This is a genomic window from Fusibacter ferrireducens (assembly GCF_015352425.1).
Classification (GTDB): domain Bacteria; phylum Bacillota; class Clostridia; order Peptostreptococcales; family Acidaminobacteraceae; genus Fusibacter_A; species Fusibacter_A ferrireducens.
In genome coordinates this window covers 1-20,234 of the sequence record NZ_JADKNH010000007.1, presented here as the reverse complement: position 1 = coordinate 20,234, position 20,234 = coordinate 1, and the positions used below count along the sequence as shown (strand labels likewise).

The 20,234-nt window shown below is 34.3% G+C and carries 13 protein-coding genes and 1 rRNA gene; 13 read left to right on the top strand and 1 reads right to left on the bottom strand.

Translation table 11 applies throughout. The features are described from left to right. Positions 1–18 precede the first annotated feature (18 nt). The 7 genes from pilM to ISU02_RS12035 all read left to right on the top strand — a co-directional run bounded on the left by pilM (position 19) and on the right by ISU02_RS12035 (position 11,327). Positions 19–1,119 (top strand): pilus assembly protein PilM, encoded by a 1,101-nt coding sequence (pilM, locus tag ISU02_RS12065; RefSeq protein ID WP_194702090.1) that lies wholly within the window; start codon positions 19–21, stop codon positions 1,117–1,119. 9 nt (positions 1,120–1,128) lie between these two features. Further along, positions 1,129–1,692, top strand: a complete 564-nt coding sequence (locus ISU02_RS12060; RefSeq protein ID WP_194702089.1) for a PilN domain-containing protein — start codon at positions 1,129–1,131, stop codon at positions 1,690–1,692. Beyond that, entirely contained in the window at positions 1,679–2,845 is a 1,167-nt protein-coding gene (locus ISU02_RS12055; protein WP_194702088.1) for a hypothetical protein, read from the top strand. Before ISU02_RS12060 ends, ISU02_RS12055 begins: the two co-directional genes overlap by 14 nt. Before the next feature lie 8 nt (positions 2,846–2,853). Then, positions 2,854–4,473, top strand: coding sequence for an S-layer homology domain-containing protein (locus tag ISU02_RS12050; RefSeq protein ID WP_194702087.1), 1,620 nt, complete (start codon positions 2,854–2,856; stop codon positions 4,471–4,473). Between the two features lie 63 nt (positions 4,474–4,536). Then, complete coding sequence (locus ISU02_RS12045; RefSeq protein WP_194702086.1) at positions 4,537–5,172, top strand: prepilin peptidase; 636 nt, start codon at positions 4,537–4,539, stop codon at positions 5,170–5,172. Positions 5,173–5,235: 63 nt separating this feature from the next. Next, entirely contained in the window at positions 5,236–6,300 is a 1,065-nt protein-coding gene (locus ISU02_RS24335) for an HD-GYP domain-containing protein (RefSeq protein ID WP_194702085.1), read from the top strand. Positions 6,301–6,317: 17 nt separating this feature from the next. Continuing rightward, entirely contained in the window at positions 6,318–11,327 is a 5,010-nt protein-coding gene (locus ISU02_RS12035) for a PAS domain S-box protein (RefSeq protein ID WP_194702084.1), read from the top strand. A 10-nt stretch (positions 11,328–11,337) separates the two neighbouring features. On the opposite strand, the gene ISU02_RS12030 is transcribed toward ISU02_RS12035, so the two are convergent. After that, positions 11,338–12,576, bottom strand: coding sequence for an MFS transporter (locus tag ISU02_RS12030; protein ID WP_194702083.1), 1,239 nt, complete (start codon positions 12,574–12,576; stop codon positions 11,338–11,340). Positions 12,577–12,720: 144 nt separating this feature from the next. Here ISU02_RS12030 and ISU02_RS12025 point away from each other — a divergent pair, with 144 nt between their 5' ends. From ISU02_RS12025 to ISU02_RS12000, 6 genes are all read left to right on the top strand, one after another. Beyond that, the gene (locus tag ISU02_RS12025; protein ID WP_194702082.1) at positions 12,721–13,077 is read left to right on the top strand and encodes a single-stranded DNA-binding protein; all 357 of its coding nucleotides are present in this window, start codon (positions 12,721–12,723) and stop codon (positions 13,075–13,077) included. Positions 13,078–13,191: 114 nt separating this feature from the next. Then, positions 13,192–14,265 carry an HD-GYP domain-containing protein gene (locus ISU02_RS12020; protein WP_194702081.1) on the top strand — a complete coding sequence of 358 codons (1,074 nt, stop codon included), beginning with the start codon at positions 13,192–13,194 and terminating at the stop codon, positions 14,263–14,265. A gap of 291 nt (positions 14,266–14,556) precedes the next feature. Beyond that, positions 14,557–16,533, top strand: coding sequence for a toprim domain-containing protein (locus tag ISU02_RS12015; protein ID WP_194702080.1), 1,977 nt, complete (start codon positions 14,557–14,559; stop codon positions 16,531–16,533). Between the two features lie 20 nt (positions 16,534–16,553). Then, positions 16,554–18,764 carry a DNA gyrase subunit A gene (locus tag ISU02_RS12010; protein WP_228727807.1) on the top strand — a complete coding sequence of 737 codons (2,211 nt, stop codon included), beginning with the start codon at positions 16,554–16,556 and terminating at the stop codon, positions 18,762–18,764. A 56-nt stretch (positions 18,765–18,820) separates the two neighbouring features. Continuing rightward, positions 18,821–19,183, top strand: a complete 363-nt coding sequence (locus ISU02_RS12005) for a hypothetical protein (protein WP_194702078.1) — start codon at positions 18,821–18,823, stop codon at positions 19,181–19,183. A gap of 637 nt (positions 19,184–19,820) precedes the next feature. After that, positions 19,821–20,234 (top strand): 16S ribosomal RNA (locus ISU02_RS12000); the annotation flags it as partial.

The following is a 20,234-nucleotide window of genomic DNA, read 5'->3' as shown; positions in this document are numbered from 1 at the left end:
ACTACAAATGGGGAAATTATGCGGAATAAAAATCGAAAAAAAGACGTGTTGGCAATAGACTTTGGGAGTCATAGCCTAAAATTAGTCATTTGTCAGAAGAACAATCAAAAGATTAAAGTGTATCAGATGTTTTCAGTTGACTTTAAAACAGATTTTTATGAAAATGGATATATTAAAGCATTTGATGAAATGAAAGCCTTGATTACTGAAACTTTAAAGAAACATAAAATCAAATTGAAGAATGTCGTCGTTTCTATGGAAAGCACAGAGATCATCAAAAGAGAAATTACAATTCCACATGTTGCTCCAGAAGATCAAATGGATTTGATCAATTATGAGGTCAATCAGTATTTGCCAATTGACTTAGAATCCTATATTTTGCAGTACAAAATTTTAAGAGAATTCGAAGAAGATGATCGTGCATTTCTAGAAGTTAAGTTGGGTGCAATGCCAAAAGAAATGGCAAAAGCACATTATGATCTGTTGTCACAGTGTGGTTTGTCCCCACAAGTACTGGATATTCATAGTCACACAATTGAAGCTTTTGTCAAATGGAACTTTGAAGGCTTAAATATTTTAGAACAGAAGACCATTGCCTATATAGATTTTGGTTACTCTATGATCTGCGTCAATTTGATTGAAAGGGGGTCATTTGTCTTTAATCGAATCATAGAGATTAATGGTCCAGAACTTATGCAAATGGTGTCTGAAAAATTGGATATTTCCCGAGGTGAGGTTGAAGAACGACTGGAAAGAATGAATATACTAGAGCTTCAAGAAGAAAGAAAAATGCTTTTAAATAAAATCAGCCCAGAAGACGGTTATAGTCCCCGCGAGTTGATTGTTGAACAATTTGGAGCTTATTTAGATGAGTGGTCAGATGAATTATCAAAGGTATTCAAGTATTATACCAGTAGAAGCGCAGATAATGTCATCGACGAGATTTATATATATGGCGGGAATTCTATTTTAGAGGGGCTATCTGATTATATGCAGCAAAAATTTGAAAGTGAAGTGAAAATATTGAGACCCCTCAATAAGATTGAATTTACTCCCAAAATAACTGACTATCGCTTTCAAAAGTATATACATGCTTTTGGATGCTATTTAAGTCTGTAGGAGTAGATTATGACAGAATTTAATTTTTTTAAACCCTTTATCCCCGTCAAAAGAAAGCGAAACTATAAAAAATTATTCTTTTTTGTTTTGTTAATTGCCCTAATGGTTCCTGTAGGTTATTATCACGGACAGATGCTTGTAGACTTAAATGCGTCGAATGAAGTCATCAAGAATTTAAATCAATTTTTAGAAGATCCAGCTAACCAGAGAACCGTTAATGAAGTTATAAAAAAACAAGAAACTGTGGATCGCTATTTGTTGATTAGAGATCAGCTTTTGAATTCAAAAGCCCAGATCAATTCTGAATTTCAAGTGGCCGCCTACCTGCTGGATTTAATTAATCAACAGATGCCGCAAGAATTGTTTTTGACTAAAATGTCTTTATCTAGTGGCACGTTAGAGATTGAAGGTTACTGTGATTCTTTTGATACGATTGCTCAATATGCATACAATCTCAGGGTGACTGGTATGTTTAACGACGTTATGATTCCAACGGTCAGCAGAGGTGAAACATATACCAATTTCACAATTCAGTGCAGTATAAAATGGGAGGGTATGGATGAAACTAAATAGAAGAGAAAAAAAGTTATTAACCATACTTGGAATTATTATACTTCTATTTTCCTACTACTATTTTTCATTTAGAATACTTGAAGACAACTTGAGATCAGCAAGAGAAAATGAACTTGAACTCGAAGAAAAGAAACAGATTTTGATTGCAAAAATGTCTACGAATAAGCGTTTAGATGAGGACATTTTAAATTTGAATGCAGAAATTATGGCAGAGAGTGAGCGATATTATAATAAAATTGATCAAGAAGAAGCCATGATGATATTGGTGAACTATGCCAAAAGGGCCTCTTTAGATTTGTTGAGCTTTAAATTTATACCTGAGAACGATGGAGAGAATTTCAGACAGAAAATTGTTGCAAATATATCGTTCAATGCCAATTACAATGCTATTAAAACGTTTATGAAAGGCATAGAGAATCACCCAAAATTTATCAAGATTAATACGGCTTCTTTTAGTGGTAGTGAAGATGGCACAATCAAAGGGGATTTAAATCTGGAATTTAATGAAATTAGTCAAATAACGCCTTTTGTGTCCTATGAGAACTCTGAGGTGACTTTGCAAGATAATTATAAAGCTGCAGATGTAGATCCTTTTTTACCGTTTGAAGGTTTTATTGTATCCTCTCAAGAACCAGATGAGACGACTCAAGATGAAGAAGTTGATCCGGATTATAAACCAAAAACACTGCTCTACGGCTTTGAAGAAGGCAATACTTTCTTTGTGGGCAATGAGGAAAAAATATTTGGTGCTGTGGGCAGAAGTGAGACTCGAAAAGAGAATACGTATTCGGCTTATTTAGAGTTTGATTTTATAAATGCGAGAATGTTTAATGAAGCGAATGTTGTCTTTGATGCAGCACCAGTAATGCTTCAAAAACAAGCTGAAAATATCAGTATGTGGGTCTATGCTTATGAACCTTCTGATCACAATATTGGTCTTGAAATTTTAGATTCTGCAGGTAGAGATTATCGCTTGCAACTTTCCAAAGGTGTAGAGTGGACTCAGTGGCAGGAAATAGAAGCCGCATTGCCGAAAGAAATTACCTATCCTTGTGTCATTCAAAGGATTTATGTGGAAGGCATCGGCTATGAACACAAGCTTAAAGGACGATACCTTTTTGATCAACTACAAGTAACTTATCCAATACAATAGGAGGCAATATGCATCAATCTTTAGCGAATAAAATCATGGTGATCATTCTATGTGTGAGTATGAGTTATGGGTGCGCATTTGCGGCAACTGTAAGCGAGGATGCAACAGGATTTGAGTCAGACAATCCAAACGCGATTTCAAGTAATGCTACAGATAACGTAGCGCCAATGACGCCAGAAGAGATGAATATCCAAGAAGGATTGGCTAATGGACAAGTTTTTGGACAACTGGATGGTTCGATTGAGGGTAGAGCGCATCAACTTGAAGGGTATGACATTTCATATGGCAATTTGATACTGGGCGATTATGCAATTATCGCTAAATATAACTTAGCAGTTGAAGATTATAATTATCGAGTAAATTTTATCAAAGCCTATAAGAGTTACTACGAAATTGCCTATAATTCCGCCTACAGAAGTGCAAGTTTGTTAAAGATAGCCACCCCTGTGAATAATGGCAGAACCTATGGGCTTCAGGCGGGAAAAGTAGAAGGCAAAGTAGCTGCCATGAAAGATTATTATCAGAACAGATACAACAACTGGGAGCGTGCATATAATGAATTCTTAAATTCGAAGACGTTAAATACAAGATATGCACTCGATGCAGAATCCATTGACTACGGTTTGAGCTTTAGAACAGCATTTGAAGAAGGTTTTTACCTTTCGTACTACGAAACCTTTCAGAAAGAAAAGTTAGATGTCGCCATTAGAAATAGGACCTCTGAGTTGGTAACGGGTAATAAGACCATCTTAAAATATGATGATGTATTAGTAGATTTTTCTGGAGGATCATCTAGTAGTAAAACAGAAGTCCCTGTTATGATTGATATTCCAGATGCCGCCATTTATACGCCAACCTATTTGAGCCTTTATAAGAATGAAAATCTTCACCTTGAGAACGAGGTATTAGAGAGTGCAAGTTCAAAATTTGTGGTCGAAGTAGATAATGTCAACAGAAGCATGGATCTCAATAAACCTTTAAGATTAATTTTTACATTTAAGGGGTCTGAAAATGCTGGGATATACAAATGGGAAAACAATAAATGGTTCTATCAAATAACAGAATTCAAAGAAGATTCCATCTATACTGAAATTCCAAAAGGCACCTATACTGGTGGGGAATATATTGTGCTGATCGATCCTGAAAATAGCAGTTACACGGATATGAGATTTAACTGGGCTGCAAAAGAAATCAATGCTCTTAAAAGGCGTGGGTATTTAGAAGATGAATTGACTTTTAGACCTACAAACTTCATCACAAAGCTTGAAATGGCAAGAATGCTCTATAAGGTATACGCAAACAGTGAGATGGATGGCTTGACTTTTCGGTACACTATAAGAGATGATGATATAGATCCAAATGACTTTAAATATATAAATTATGTACTCAATAATAATTATATGATGTTAGATGCTGAAGGAAAGTTTAATCCCAATGACACGGTTCAATATCAAGAAGTTGAAACCATTATGTCGACTGTTCTAATGAGACCTTTTAGCTGGAATGATGTTGCGGATAAGATGCTACGTGAAAAATACAAGAGATCAAGGGGTAGCGAGAGCATATCAAGGCCAATTTTTAGAGATGAATTTGCATATATAATGTACTTATACGATGATTTAAAATGAAAATAAGCTAAGATTAGTTTCTTAGCTTTTTTAACTTTTACTAGACTGATCAAGAGGTGTCATATGGTAATTTTAAATAGATTGCTCATGCTTATTTTAACATATATAATTCCTGTTATCATATCTAATCATGTGCCTAAAAAAATATCTAAAAAGGGTATCGCAGCATTAATCGTATGTTATTGGAGCAGTGCTCTTTTTTTCTCTGTAAATGAAGAGATGCTTTTAATTTCAATTATCTTTGGCAGTATGGTCATCGTTGAAATTTTTATAGATTATTGGACTCAAGATATCATTCCGATCTATATATATGGTGCTATGACTATATCAGGCATTGTTTATATATTCTTTAAAAATAATCTTTTGGAACATTTTTTCAATTCAGTTATAGTTTTTTTAGGATATTTTGTTTTATATATTTTGGCGAGATGGTATTATAAAGAAGAAGCTTTTGGTTTTGGTGATGTTTTACTTATCTTTGGAGTGGGATTTTTCTTACCAAAAGCCTTTTTGTTGTTGGCACTTCTGTTACCATTTTATTTGGCATTAATTCATTTGATAATTTTGAAATTAATGGGGCATAAATTAGATAGATCTTTGAGAATTCCCTTTGGACCCTATATAGGCATATCTGGGATAATGCTTTATTTTATGGGGACTCAAGTTTTAAGTTGGGTTAATTTTATATTTGCAAGATAGTTAGAGTGTAATGATTAGGATAACACATCCTCTTGAATACATTATGTCAGTGGAGGTTTTTAAGTGAGGTTAAAGAGTATAGAACGTGTTGAACCAGGTGATAAATTGGGAAAAGCCGTTTATGACGATAAGTGTCAGCTGTTGTTAGCGCGGGGCGTAAATTTGACATTTAAGTATATAGAGCGGTTAAAACAAGCCAGCATTCATTGCGTTTATATAGAAGATTATTTATCAGAAGGGTTAGAATTTGAAAACGTTATCCCTGACGAAATAAAAGTAAGATCTATAACAGCAGTAAAGAATGTATTTAAAGAGGTTACTGAACGCAAGGGGGTCTCATTATCTACTAGAGGCGTTGATGCTATAAAAGATATCGTAGATCAGATGATGGATATGATTTTTCAAAATAGAGATACGCTTTATGTGATGACTGAGCTCATGGGAACGGATATGTATACCTATAATCATTCTGCTGAAGTCGCCATTTTATCGATGCTTGTTGCAAAGAGTCTTGGCCTTAATGGACAGTATATTCAAAAAGTTGGCATAGGTGCAATGCTTCACGACATTGGCAAGATGAAAATTCCAAATGAGGTTCTTAACAAAAGAGATCCTTTAACGCCTTCAGAACTAGATCAAGTCAGAGAGCATGCAAAACTAGGGTATGAATTGCTGAAGGATTCAGATGCAGTTTCCCCGATTTCTAGACAAATTGTTTTGCTTCATCATGAAAAAATGGACGGGAAAGGTTATCCGATGATGTTGGACTCTGATGATATACCAGTTCACGTGCGCATTGTCACAATCTGTGATATTTTTAATGCGCTCGTTTCTAATCGGTCTTATAGAGAGAAAATGAATATTGATATGGCGCTTGAAATTATTAGAACAGAGGCTGTTTATCAGTTAGATAGAGAAATCTATTACCATCTTATCAAAGTGGTTAATATATATCCGGTGGGGACTGTTGTTGAGCTCTCGAATGGAAAAATGGGTATCGTGATAAAAGAAAATAAAGATGCGCAGACAAGACCCATTGTCCAAGTTATTAAAGACAAGAAAAAGGCAGAAATTTTGAATCTACTGAATGATTTGACTTTGTTTATATCTAAGACAATAGAGTTGTAAGAGTTTAGGGGGGAATTGTGGTTTACGTTGCCGTTATTGTAAAAATAATTTTGGAAATTGTAACCTTTTATAAGTTGTTTAAAAACAATATCAGAAATCGAGGAGATAGATATCATTTTATCTATGTACTTCTGTTTCTGATGCTGATTTTTGATATTAAAATACTTGTGAGCAGAGATACTTCTCTGCTCTTATTAAATCAACTGTATGTGATTTCTATTTTATTATACGCACTCTTCTATTTTTCGAAAAGTAAGCAAAGTGTAAAATCTTTAGTAAATAGTTTTATGGAAACTCAAGACTTAGCACATTCAGAAATTTTAAATCATATTGATGAAGCTGTTGCTATTATTAGAAAAGATAATTTGGACATTGTAGGTTACAATGTGCTTTTCAAAGAACTCATTATAGAAAATCAGCACTTTGTTAATTTGGAAGATATTATAAGTTCTGTGAAAAGAGGAGAGAATGCATTTGAAATCAAGGATTACAATAATGTCAAATTAAATATCCGAGTGCGGATTTTAGATTATGGTGCTAAATATGTCGTGATTTATGTCAAAGATATTAGTGAATTGGCCGTGATTAAAACAGATTTAAAGCTCCAACATCAGAGTTTTCAAGAAATGTGGGAGACCGCCCCTTATGCCGTAGTTATACGAGAGCTATTTGGTAGAATTGTATACATTAACAAGAAGGCAGAATATTTTTTTGAAAAAAAAGCGAAGGAGGTGGAAGGCAAACCTTTTTATACGCTGTTTTCGGCTGAAGAATCTCCAAAGTGGCATGTGGAACTTGAAAAAGAACTCATGAGCAGTGATGTACATTCAATTATGAGCGTTGAGACTTTAGTGAATAAGCGCAATGAAAAGAAATTTTTTCAAATTGAAGAAAAATTAATACACTATCAAAGAAATAATCATATTTGCTCGACTCTATATGATTTGACGGAACTCTATTATGAGCGTCTTAAAAGTCAGGCGTTTAATATTATACATCGGAATAGCGAAAGTATCAGGCAATCCAATTATATCATTGTGGATCTCATCAATGATGACTTATTGTACAGCGAAACTTTAGAATTGAAATTGGGTAAACCGATTAGCAGGTGGAGTGCGTTTTATGAGTTATTAGATTATGAAGCAAAGCATTTTATTCAGAATGTACTGGATCAACCTGAATCCTTTTCCGCAGAGCGTATCCATTTCACCACTGGGCAGCAATTTATAATTGAAGATTATATATTAAGTGATCAACACAATGTGACAGGATTTGTGTTAAGTTATGTCGATCTCAGCTCAATTCATTATAGTCCTGAAATTGTTGGTAAAAATGTCTTGAATTATATTAGAGAGGGCATCATTATCATTAATTTTGAAGGTAAGATAGAGTACACTAATGATTCAATTTGTCGAACTTTGGGATTTGAAGATCAAGAGCTTTTAAATAAAAACATCGTTGAGATTACCAAGGCATTAACGCTTGATATGGTAAAGGCAAATTGGGAAATTACACGAACTCATAAATCTCATAAATTTGATCGGACTTACATTCACAAAACGGGCCTTGAAATACCTGTGGAGATTACAGGAAAACATATTGAAATCGAAGATTCAGAAAAATTGATTTTGGTGATTAGAGATGTGTCGGAAAAACTTATTTACAAGCGTAGATTCGCAGACTCTCAAATCAAATTTACGCAACTCTTTGATGCGATTCAAGATGGTATTTTTGAAATTAAATTACCGAGTATGAATGTCAATTTTTATAAACAGTTTGACATGGAAAGAGGCTTTATCGGGGTCGAAATCAGTTACTTGCAATGGATTAATAATATACATGAAGAAGATAGATCAATTGTATATGAATCCATAGATATTTTGACATCTGAAAAGAAAGACAATGTTCAATTTGAATATCGATATCAGAATGGCAATGAGTGGGAATGGATGAGAGCTAGAGGACGCTATCTTGAAGATGAAGAGGGCGCATCCATTCTTTTAATCAATAGAAACATTTCAGAAATTAGAGCCATCGTTTTAAAACTTGAAGAGAGTAAGTACATCTTAACAGAATCAGAAAGAATATCGCACATGGCACATTGGCGATATGACGTTTCTCGAAGTGTTTTTGATGTGTCCGAAACGTTTGATGAAATGTTTAGGATCAATGATGTTAGCAATGAAATTACATTTGAACAATTTTTAGAAATTATATATCCAAGTGATCGCAAATATTTTGAGACTAAATTTACGAAATCGGTTTGGGCATTGGATGCTCTAGATGTTATTTTCAGAATTACAAGCGAAACCAGCGTGAGATATATTCAGCTCTTTGGTAAAACTTATTACGATTCAGCTCATACACCTATATATGTAATTGGCAATACAGTGGATATAACAGATAAGATGATTGCAGCAAGGCGCCTTGAAGATTCTAAAAAGTTACTTGAGGGTATTATAGATCAATCGCCAACGGGTATCATTGTCACTAAGAGAAATGGACGTATAGAGGTGATTAATGAAGAGGCGACCAAGCTGTTAAATTTACATGAAGATTTTGAAATGACATTTGATAGAATCAGTCAACTTATTGCAGAAAAATATGAAACAGAAATTGGAAGCTCTATTGAAGAGTTGTTACAAATTATACAAAACGGGCACACTATAAATGCAATTATCAAAGGCAATGAAAAGAATTCCGGTCAATGGTTAATGCTTTATGCCTCTCCAATGCATGATGAAGAAGGTCGTTTTACTGGCAATATCATTATTATTATAGATATTTCTGAGAGAACAGTTATGCAGGCACAGCTCTTAGAACAGACTTCAAAACTTTTGAATGCGGAAAAATTGGCGAAATTAGGGCACTTTGAATTTTATAATGATTTTGATAAACTGTTTGCTTCTGAGGTGATTTACAATATCTTTGAGATAGAAAAATCCACTCCATTCAATTTTGAAACATTGATGGGAATGGTTGAAAAAGATGATGTGGAACGCATTTTAACCATGGTAGATGTCATAAAGAAACATTCGGGTTATTATACGCTAGAATTTAAATTAAAAACATCTCAAGAGCATGTAAAACATGTTCAGATTATTTTGATTAAAAGCATTAAGAATGGCCAAAATTATTATGAAGGCACAATTCAAGATGTCTCTGTGATCAATAGTGTTATGGAACGCATTAGACAATCAGAACGAGAAAAGGATACTTTAATAAGCAGTATCAGTGACCAAATCACATATTATAATGCCAAAAAGGAGATTATAACACTTAATCATACCAAGTATAAGCATATTCAAAGTGATGATACTAAAATAATTGGCAAACCTTGTGAAGCTGTTTTTGGACATAGCAATGATGATTGTGATATCTGCGTTGTACAAAAAACGCTTGAAGAGCAAAAGCCTTTTTCAAGAGAATATTCTTATGACCATCAGTGGTATGAACAAAAAACATATCCTGTTTTTGATGACCAAAAGAGAATTGTAGGTGTTGTAGAAATAATAAGAGATACCACACAGGAAAAATTTATTAGAGATAAGCAAACCTCCTTAGATAAAATACAAATCTATGATCAAGTTTCAAAAGGTATTGCCTTGGATTATAATAATAAGTTAATGGGCATTGTTGGTTATTTGAATTTAATCAATGATTTCAAAACACTGCCTAAAACGGTTAGAGAGTATATTGAAATTATTAGTAAAACAGCACTCACACTTCAAGAGACAACAGATCACTTGCTCATGATGAGTAATTCACAAATAGCGACACAAACTGTAATGGATCTTACAAAATCTGTTGGTAGCGCTATTAAATTTATAAATCACATGTATAATATCACTACAAATCTTGCAACGGATTTTCCAGATGAGAATATCCGTGTGTTAGGCAATGAAGATATGTTTTTCAATATGATTGTAAGCTTGTTGTTAAACGCAATTGATGCCACTAAGGAGACTAAAAATCCAGTAATTAATGTTGTGATTGAACAGGACGGAGGTGCTCATTTAGTTCATATTAAGATTATAGATAATGGTATTGGCATTCCGGATGAATTAAAGGAGAGGATATTTGAACCGTTTTTTACAACTAAAGTGGATGCAGATAAATCGGGGATGGGATTGACAACTGTTAAATCTATCGTCAAAGAAATGGGGGGGCAAATTAGTTTTACAAGCGATAATGGCATGACAGAATTTATATTAACATTTAAAACCATTGAAGACACTTCAAAAAAACAAGTTGTAGATGATAATATACAAAATCAAAATCATAAGAATGGCATTTTGATTATAGATGATGAAGAAATCGTAAGAATGCTATTTGTCAATGTACTTTCCGATCAGGGCTATTCTGTTTTTGAAGCGGGCAATGCCTTTGATGGCATGTCATTATACGAAGAGCATCAAGACCAGATTGAGTTGATCATAATGGATATGGTAATGCCAGAAATGAGTGGTAGGGAAGCTTTTGAAGCACTTAAAAAAATCAATAAAAACGTTAAAATTATCATAACTACAGGTTATAGCAATGATGATGATGTGCATTATGTTCTCGAACACGGTGCTTTAGATTTACTCAAAAAACCCGTCAGCATCGCCTCGATCAAAAGGCGAGTGGCACAGTTTTTCAGCCAAGCTGTCGCTTTGGAACAACTTGATGAAATGAGACATGTAATTGATGTTAAAGAAGCCTTGAGAAAACTTGATGGCAATGAAAAATTGTATGAAAGAATTTGCACGAAATTTTATCACAAGTATAATTCGCTGCCAGTGCAAGTAGTAAAAGATCTAGAAGCCAATAATTGGCAGAATATTAGAACCAGCGCTCATAATATCAAAGGCTTGGCAGGCAATATAGGGGACAAGAGACTTGAAAGTGTATGTTATGATCTTGAATTATCCATACGAAATGGTGTCCATGATCAAGTGTTGGTTAATGCCTTTGCAAGTGCTCTTAAACTGCTTTTGTCATATCTTGAAACTGCTATTGATATGGATGAAAATATGGAACTATAACACGTGATATCTAAGCTAATTTTTTTCTGAGATAGAAAGTAAAACTACCAAACAGCCTGATACATCCAACGATGACTAGGGCTGTTTTTATGTTGGTCATATCTTTGATAGCAACGCCGATAATAGGTGCAAATGTGGCGGAAATTGCTATAAGGGTATTATAAATAGAGATGATGGTGGTTCTATTTTGATCTGGAGTGACTTCAAGGAGCATATTGAAGAGAACCAGTATTGTACCAGCAATGGAAACACCTATAATGACGTTAAATAAGACTAACATCCAAAGGGAATTACTCAATGCATATAGAATGGGTGTAATACTCATGCCAAAAGTGGCAATTGCAATGGTCAATGTGTTGCCGTATTTGTCGGCAAATTTTGCCCACAGTGTCGAAGTTAAAATAGAGGATAAGCCAGATGCAATTGAAATGGCACTTAACCAAGCCTCGTTGGCTCCAAGAGTCTTAATGAGATAGATGTTAAAAAGAGGCCAGCCCATTTGCCATCCAAAGTAAAAGGTTAACGAACAAGCTAAAAAAATCTTAAACTCAGAATTGTTACGCACAAAGGCAACAGCATCCTTTAAAGATGCTTTAAAAGATGTTTTTTGGGGAGCGTAGAGTGTACGAATCGTAAATTTGCTAAAGCTGAGCACTTCCAGAATCCCAAATGCAAAAGCAATCAAAAAGAAAATGTGGTATAAAAAAATGACTTCTTGGTTATTTTGAGGAAGTCTAGTGAGCAGTTGCCCGGCGATTAAAGTAGTCATCAATTTGAAAAGATCAGAATATTTATTTCTAAGGCCCATGGCACGACTTCTTTCGCGTGGCGCAAATAAATCACCGATACAGATCTGGTAGCCCATAAGATAAATTGAACCAGGGAAATTCATTAAAGCAACTAATAAAACAAATAGCCAAGGTTTGGAAATATCATGGACAAAAGGCACAATTGCCAGGAGTAGATAAAATAGTTTATGAGCAAACATTATAAATGCCGTCGACTTTTTTTTATCTCCAAAGGTTTCAATGATGAGGGCACCTGGAATCAAAGCGAAAATACTCACAAATGCAGGACCTGAATTTAAAAAGGCGAGTTCGTAATCCCCTGCGCCGAGCCTTTCGGCAAATTTAGCAAAATATGGATTCACAAGATTGAGTGCAAGCGCATAAAAAATACCGTTATATATATTGATATTCAAATTTGAGATTTCAGATCTGTCCTTAAAATATTTTTTTTGGAAAAGCATAGTCACCTCTTTAATTTCGATATCCGAAATACATAACAATTATAACTGAAATAATCCAAAAAACAAGCAAAAAAATATTTGACAAAATTCAAAATAATGGTAAAATTAATTTAATACCATTATATGTAAAAATAGGAGGATTTTATGAATAACGTGAGCTTAGTTGGAAGAATTACACAGGCACCTGAATTGAAGTTAGTTGGTGAAGAAAGATTTTGCACGAAATTTAATTTGGCGGTTGATCGTTACCTTGGAAGTACTCAAAAAGATGAAAAGAGAAATGAAGGCAAGCCTACTGCTGATTTTCCTAGAATAACTGTCTGGGGGAAAATTGCAGAAAATTGTTGTAAATATCTAGATAAAGGCGCACTGGTAAGTATCACTGGCAAAGTGTCCACAAGTAGATTTGAAAAAGAAGATGGGGACATCGTTTATATGACTGAAATTGTAGCAGATCGAGTACAGTTTTTAGAATCATTGCATTCTGAGAACAAGCAGTAGAACGAGCATTTGAAGGACCTCGCCACTATATTTGTAAAAAAAATGACTGGTTTTTTGAGCTGTAAAAGTTTATAATACAAGTGGGGCAATAGAAATGAAATAATGGGTGGTTAAATGACAAAAGTAGATGTTATGCAACTTGAGGCGGGCATGGAATTGTTAGAAGATGTCTATGATGATAATGGAGTTGTTCTCATTGGAGCACACTCTCTTCTTAATGATGTTCATATTCAGTACCTTAAACGAAAGCAAATTGAATTTGTTAGTATTAGAAGTGCTGATACTCAAGCAGATTTAGAGAGCACATCTACTCATATGGTAACCTATAATCGATTAGATAAGCCGTCAGATGTTGAAGAAAAGTACCAAAATACGGTTCATAAATTTAAAGGCATTTATAATGAATTTAAGTTGGGACGTGTTCCGGTTTACGAAGAAATTCAAGATATATTAGAGCCTATGTATGAAGCAATTTTAAACGATGAAGCATTTACTCGAAAAATGTGGCAGATACATTCTTATGATGATTATACGTTTGATCATTCTGTGAGAGTTTCTATGATTTCAGGTCTCCTTGCAAAGTGGTGTAAATTAGATGTTAAAGGTATAAAAGACGCAGCTTTGGCAGGTCTGTTACATGATATTGGCAAATGCAATATTCCCGACAATATTCTCAATAAGCCTGGACCTTTAAATTTTGAAGAGTTTAAGGTCATTAAAACGCACGCGACTCTAGGCTATATTTTGATTAAGGATATTCCAAACATAAATTATGATGTCATGTTAGGTGTTTTACAGCACCATGAAAGAGTGGATGGCACTGGATATCCTAATGGCATAACAGGTAATCAGATGAGTTACAATGCTAAAATTGTATCTGTTGCCGATGTGTATTGTGCAATGACTGCTGATCGAGTATATAAGCCTGCAATGCATCCTTTTGAAGTGGCAAGCTTTATTTTAGAAAAATGCTACAGTTCGCTAGATTTCTCGATGTCTAAAACTTTTCTGTCTAATATTTCACATTTTTATATTGGTCATAGAGTGCGTCTAAACAATGGTCAAGAGGGTGAAGTCATTATGACTTATAAAGATGATCCTGCAAGACCCCTGATTAAGGTAGGAGAGTCTTTTTTCGATTTGCGGCGGCATATAGAACTTGAAATTGATAAAATGCTTGAGTTTTAAACTGGCAAGTTGTTTGTTCTTTACTGGATATTTAAATGAGCAAACTATTGAAATAATATGTATTAAAAAAATCTTTACACGCAGAGCTTGAATAGTGTTCTTTTGCGGTGAAGATTTTTTATATTATAGGGGATGTATCATACTTAAATGCTCAAATTGAACAGGAGAGCATAAAAAACAAATAATCGAACGCGTGTTCTTAATAAAAAACTTGCAATACCTTGTAATCATTTGATATGATTAGGACTGAATAAAAAATTAATATGCATAATCTAGATGAAGAGGTGTGGAATGAGTCAACAAAAATATACAAATGAAAGTATCGTTGCTCTTAAGGGTGCAGATCGTGTAAGAAAGAGACCTTCTGTCATATTCGGCTCAGATGGATTAGAAGGATGTCAACACTCATTTTTCGAGATACTCTCTAATTCTATTGATGAGGCTAGGCAAGGATTTGGACGAGAAATTAAAGTGGTTAGACATAAAGATTTATCCATTTCAGTTATAGATAATGCCAGAGGGATTCCTGTTGATTATAATCAGAATGAAAAAAAATTCAATTGGGAGCTTATCTTCACAGAATTGTATGCTGGAGGAAAATACAATAATAACGATTCGGATGTCTACGAATATAGTTTAGGACTTAATGGGCTGGGACTTTGTGCCACACAGTATAGTTCAGAATATATGGATGTTATTATTCACAGAGATGGCTTTGAATATAGACTTAATTTCGAAAAAGGTGAAATTGTTAAAAACGGATTTGTAAAAGAAGAAAAAAAATATAGGAGAACTGGATCACAAATTAAATGGCGTCCCGACTTAGAGGTTTTTAAAGATATAAATATTCCCATCGAATTTTATCAAAGTGTCTTAAAAAAACAATCCATTGTGAATCCGGGTATCAAGTTCATACTTCACGATGAAGAAAGTGATCTATACTTTGAATATATATATGAAAATGGCATCAAAGATTATATTGATGAAGTTGGGGCAGAGAAATCAATTTCGGCAGTTTATTATTTTGAGGAGCAAGGTTTTGGCCGTGATCGAGGTGACATGCCTGATTATAAAGTTAAAACTCAAATTGCATTTGCTTTCAACAATGAAGTGAATTTGCTGGAATACTTTCATAATTCTAGTTATTTAGAGCATGGGGGGTCTCCAGACAAAGCGGTTAGAAACGCGTTCACTTATGAAATTGATAAATTTATAAAAAATGAAAACAAGTACAATAAGAATGAGAAAAAAATTTCTTTTATTGATATTCAAGACAGCTTAATTTTAGTAACTAATTCCTTTTCAACAGTAACGAGCTATGAGAACCAAACCAAGAAAGCAATTACAAATAAGTATATTCAAGAATTCATGACAGATGTCATTAAGAAAAATTTAGAGATCTACTTTATAGAAAATAAGGAAGAGGCACTAAGAGTAGTTGATCAAATATTGATCAATAAGAGATCTCGTGAAAAAGCAGAAAATACGAGGTTAAACTTAAAGAAAACACTCAGTGCAAAAATGGATTTCACAAACCGTGTCAAGAAATTTATAAACTGTAGAACCAAAGATACTGAGATTCGTGAGCTCTATATTTTGGAAGGGGATTCAGCTCTCGGTGCATGTAAAATGGCAAGAGATAGTGAATTCCAGGCCTTAATGCCTATTAGAGGGAAAATCTTAAATTGTCTCAAAGCCGATTACGACAAGATCTTTAAATCAGAGATCATTACAGATCTCATAAAAATATTAGGTTGTGGTGTGGAAATTAAAACGCGTCACAATAAGGAATTGGACACTTTTAATTATGACAACTTAAAGTGGGATAAAATCATCATATGTACAGATGCTGATGTGGATGGCTTTCAGATAAGAACATTGGTGCTTACGATGATCTATAGACTGGTGCCAACATTGATTGATCGTGGAAATATCTATATTGCTGAATCCCCTTTATTTGAAATCAACACTTCGGATGGCAATACATTTTTTGCTTACAGCGAAAAAGAAAAAAATGATTTCGTTAAGACCCTCAATAAAAAGTACACTATTCAAAGATCAAAAGGACTCGGTGAAAACAACCCAGATATGATGTGGCAAACGACTATGTGCCCTGATTCAAGAAAGCTTATAAGAATTTCATCGAAAGAAGACTATTATGAAATACAAAGAATGTTTGAAGTGCTTTTGGGTGATGATCTAGAGGGTAGGAAAGATTTTATAGAAGAGAATGGTGAGCATTATTTAGAAATGCTTGATTTAAGTTAATTCAAAATAGGAGTGTCATGATGGATAGCGATTTAATAATAGAGCAAAAAATAACCGATACACTTGAACAAAATTATATGCCATATGCTATGAGTGTAATCGTTTCAAGGGCAATTCCTGAAATTGATGGCTTTAAACCCTCGCATAGGAAAATTCTATATACAATGTATAAAATGAAGTTGCTAAAAGGGCAAAGAACTAAATCTGCCAATGTCGTTGGACAGACGATGAAACTTAATCCACACGGAGATCAAGCGATATATGCAACCCTTGTGAGACTTGCTCATGCCAATGAATCACTTCTATTGCCCTATATAGATTCAAAAGGAAATTTTGGTAAAGTCACTTCTAGAGATATGAAATATGCTGCACCAAGATACACGGAAGTAAAATTGGCAGAAGTATGTGAAGAGATTTTTATGGAAATTGACAAGGAAAATGTTGATTTTGTGGACAATTACGATGGTTCTATGAAGGAGCCAGCTCTTTTGCCTATAACATTTCCCAACATATTGGCAAATCCCAATAAGGGAATAGCCGTAGGGATGGCGAGCAATTTTGCAAGTTTTAATCTTAAGGAACTATGCCATACGACGATTGCATTTATAAAAAATCCTAATGTGGACTTGCTCTCTTTAATGCCTGCACCTGATTTTCCAACAGGTGGAGAACTTATATATGTCCCTGAAGAGATGCAAAAAATATACGATACCGGACAAGGCAGTTTTAGGATGAGAGGGAAAGCTGAATATATAAAGCAGGATAATATGATTGAAATATCAGAAATTCCCTATACCACAACGATAGAACAAATTATTGATAAGATTATTGAACTTGTAAAAACGAATAAAATAAGAGAGATCAGCGATGTTCGGGACGAAACTGATTTAAAAGGACTCAAAATCGCCATTGATTTAAAAAGAGGTACTGATCCGGATAAGCTTATTGCCAAGCTATTTAAATATACGCCTTTGGAAGACAGTTTCTCATGTAATTTCAACATGTTAATTAATGGAAGACCTAAAATATTAGGCGTCAAATCTATTTTGAACGAATGGTTGATTTTTAGACGAGAATGTATTAGGCGCAGTGTCCGATATGATATAAAAAAATTGACTGATAAACTTCATTTACTATATGGTTTGAAGGAAGTTCTCTTAGACATCGATTTAGCCATTAAAATCATTAGGGAAACAGAGCGTGATAAAGAAGTTATTGGCAACCTTATGAATGCTTTTAGTATTGACGAAGTTCAAGCGGAATACGTTGCAGATATAAGGTTGAGATATTTAAATAAGGAATACATTCTCAATAGGTTAAGTGAACTAACAGAACTTGAAAAACAATTGGAAAAGTTAAATGCATTACTAGGTAGTGAATCGAAAATCAATAAGGTCATTATTAAAGATTTGGAACGCGTTGTAAAAAAGTATGGTCAGGATAGAAAAACACAACTCGTCACTACGAACGAAATCGTTACCTTGAATGAAGAAAATCACGTGGAAGATTATAATCTCAAAGTCTTTTTTACAGCACATAATTATTTTAAGAAAATTTCTCTAGTTTCTTTAAGATCTAGTGGGGATCATAAAATTAAAGAAGAAGATGAAATTCTTCAGGAGATAGAGGGCAATAATAAAGACGAGATTTTATTTTTTACAAATCAAAACAACGTTTATAAGCTTAAGCTCTATGAGATTGAAGATCAAAAAGTGAGTAGCTTAGGCGTTTACTTACCTAATATTCTTGATTTAGAAACCGATGAAGAAGTTGTCTATTGTGTGATTACAAGAGAATTTGAAGGCTTTATGATTTTTGGATTTGAAAACGGCAAAATGGCTAGAGTACCTCTTTCTGCATATAAGACAAAGACAAATCGGAAGAAACTGGTTAAGGCTTATTCTGATGAATCTAATTTAGTGGGAATTTTCTATTTTAATGAGGAAAGCTCTCTTTTAGCGATTAGAGAAGATCCAAAAGGTGAGATGAGGGCGCTGTTATGCTCGACGGAGCTCGTCACAGAGAAAGTGACTAAAAATACAAAAGGCATTCAAATTGTACGTATGAAAAAAGGCACTCGTATAAGTGCTTATATGATGCCAACAGATGTTGATATTAAAGACATAGAAAAGTATAAAATTGAAAGCGTTCCCAAGTCAGGTGATGAGCTAGATTTAGTTTCCAAACTTGCAGTGAATCAATGGATTGAAAAAAAGAATAATAAATTATAGCTTATCCTATTTAAAAAAGGGTATCATCAAAGTGGTTGATATTAAGGAGGTTTGTCATGAATCCAAGAGTAAAGAAAATTGTTAATGGTATGATCGTCTTATTAACAGTCAGTATGATTTTAAAAGTCAGTTATGAGTTAAAATGGATTGACATTCTTTTGGGCATTTTAAAAGTAGAGACAAAAGATAAAAAGGTTCAGAAAATTTCTTTTAAAGCACTTTCCTTTGTAGCCAAAGCGGACCATGAAATTGATTTTCTAATAGAAATGAAATCAATGGGATGGCATTTTCTCAAACACTATGGTCGAGGTATGATCTTTGAAAAAGAGGGTTATGAAATTCTAATCAGTAAGAGAACCTATTTCAATAAGTATGCTTTTTATGAAGTGACGACGAAAGAAATTTTTGACGTCATATAAGCGAAATAGAAGTAGAACTGACTTTACATGGACCAGCAGCTCATTAGAGTGTGCTGGTTTTTTGAATTACTTATTTCAAATAGACTTAATGTAGGGGGAAATTATTTGTTTTAAAATAAATTTTCCAATGCCTCTGAGAATACTCAATAGCAATCATTTGAGTGTTTGCAAGTGTTTGTAAAATTTCAGAAAATTGAGAATTGATACACTTTTGAAAATGAAGAAAAAAGTATTCAAAAAGTGTTGACGACAAACTTTATCTGTAGTAAGATTATCAAGTCGCCTGATCAAACTCATGTTTTTCCGACGACAAAGAGAATAAATGCAAGAAAATATCAAACTAAAAAAGTGTTTTTAAGTATTGACATAGAGATAAACGTTTGGTATAATTTAAAAGCTGTCACACATTGTAAAAACTGAGTTAAAAGCGTTTTAACAATATGTAAACAGCAACACAGGACCTTGAAAATTGAATAGCGCAAATGAATTAAAACACGCAATTCTTTGAGCTTACGGAAGCCGTCTTGATGGTGGAAGTTGCTTAACAGAAACAAGTGATAAAGTCGAAAGACAACGGAAACGTTTTGTTGTAAAGACAAAACAAAAGAGCTAAGCGAAAGCTGAGCAAAAAAGGATTATAATTAAGAGTTTGATCCTGGCTCAGGATGAACGCTGGCGGCGTGCCTAACACATGCAAGTCGAGCGAGAATTGTTGGAACGGAGACTTCGGTCAAAGAGAAGACAAGGAAAGCGGCGGACGGGTGAGTAACGCGTGGGTAACCTGCCCCATACAAAGGGATAGCCACTGGAAACGGTGATTAATACCCTATAAGACTACAGAATCGCATGATTCAGTAGCCAAAGATTTATCGGTATGGGATGGACCCGCGTCTGATTAGCTAGTTGGTGAGGTAACGGCTCACCAAGGCGACGATCAGTAGCCGACCTGAGAGGGTGATCGGCCACACTGGAACTGAGACACGGTCCAGACTCCTACGGGAGGCAGCAGTGGGGAATATTGCACAATGGGCGCAAGCCTGATGCAGCAACG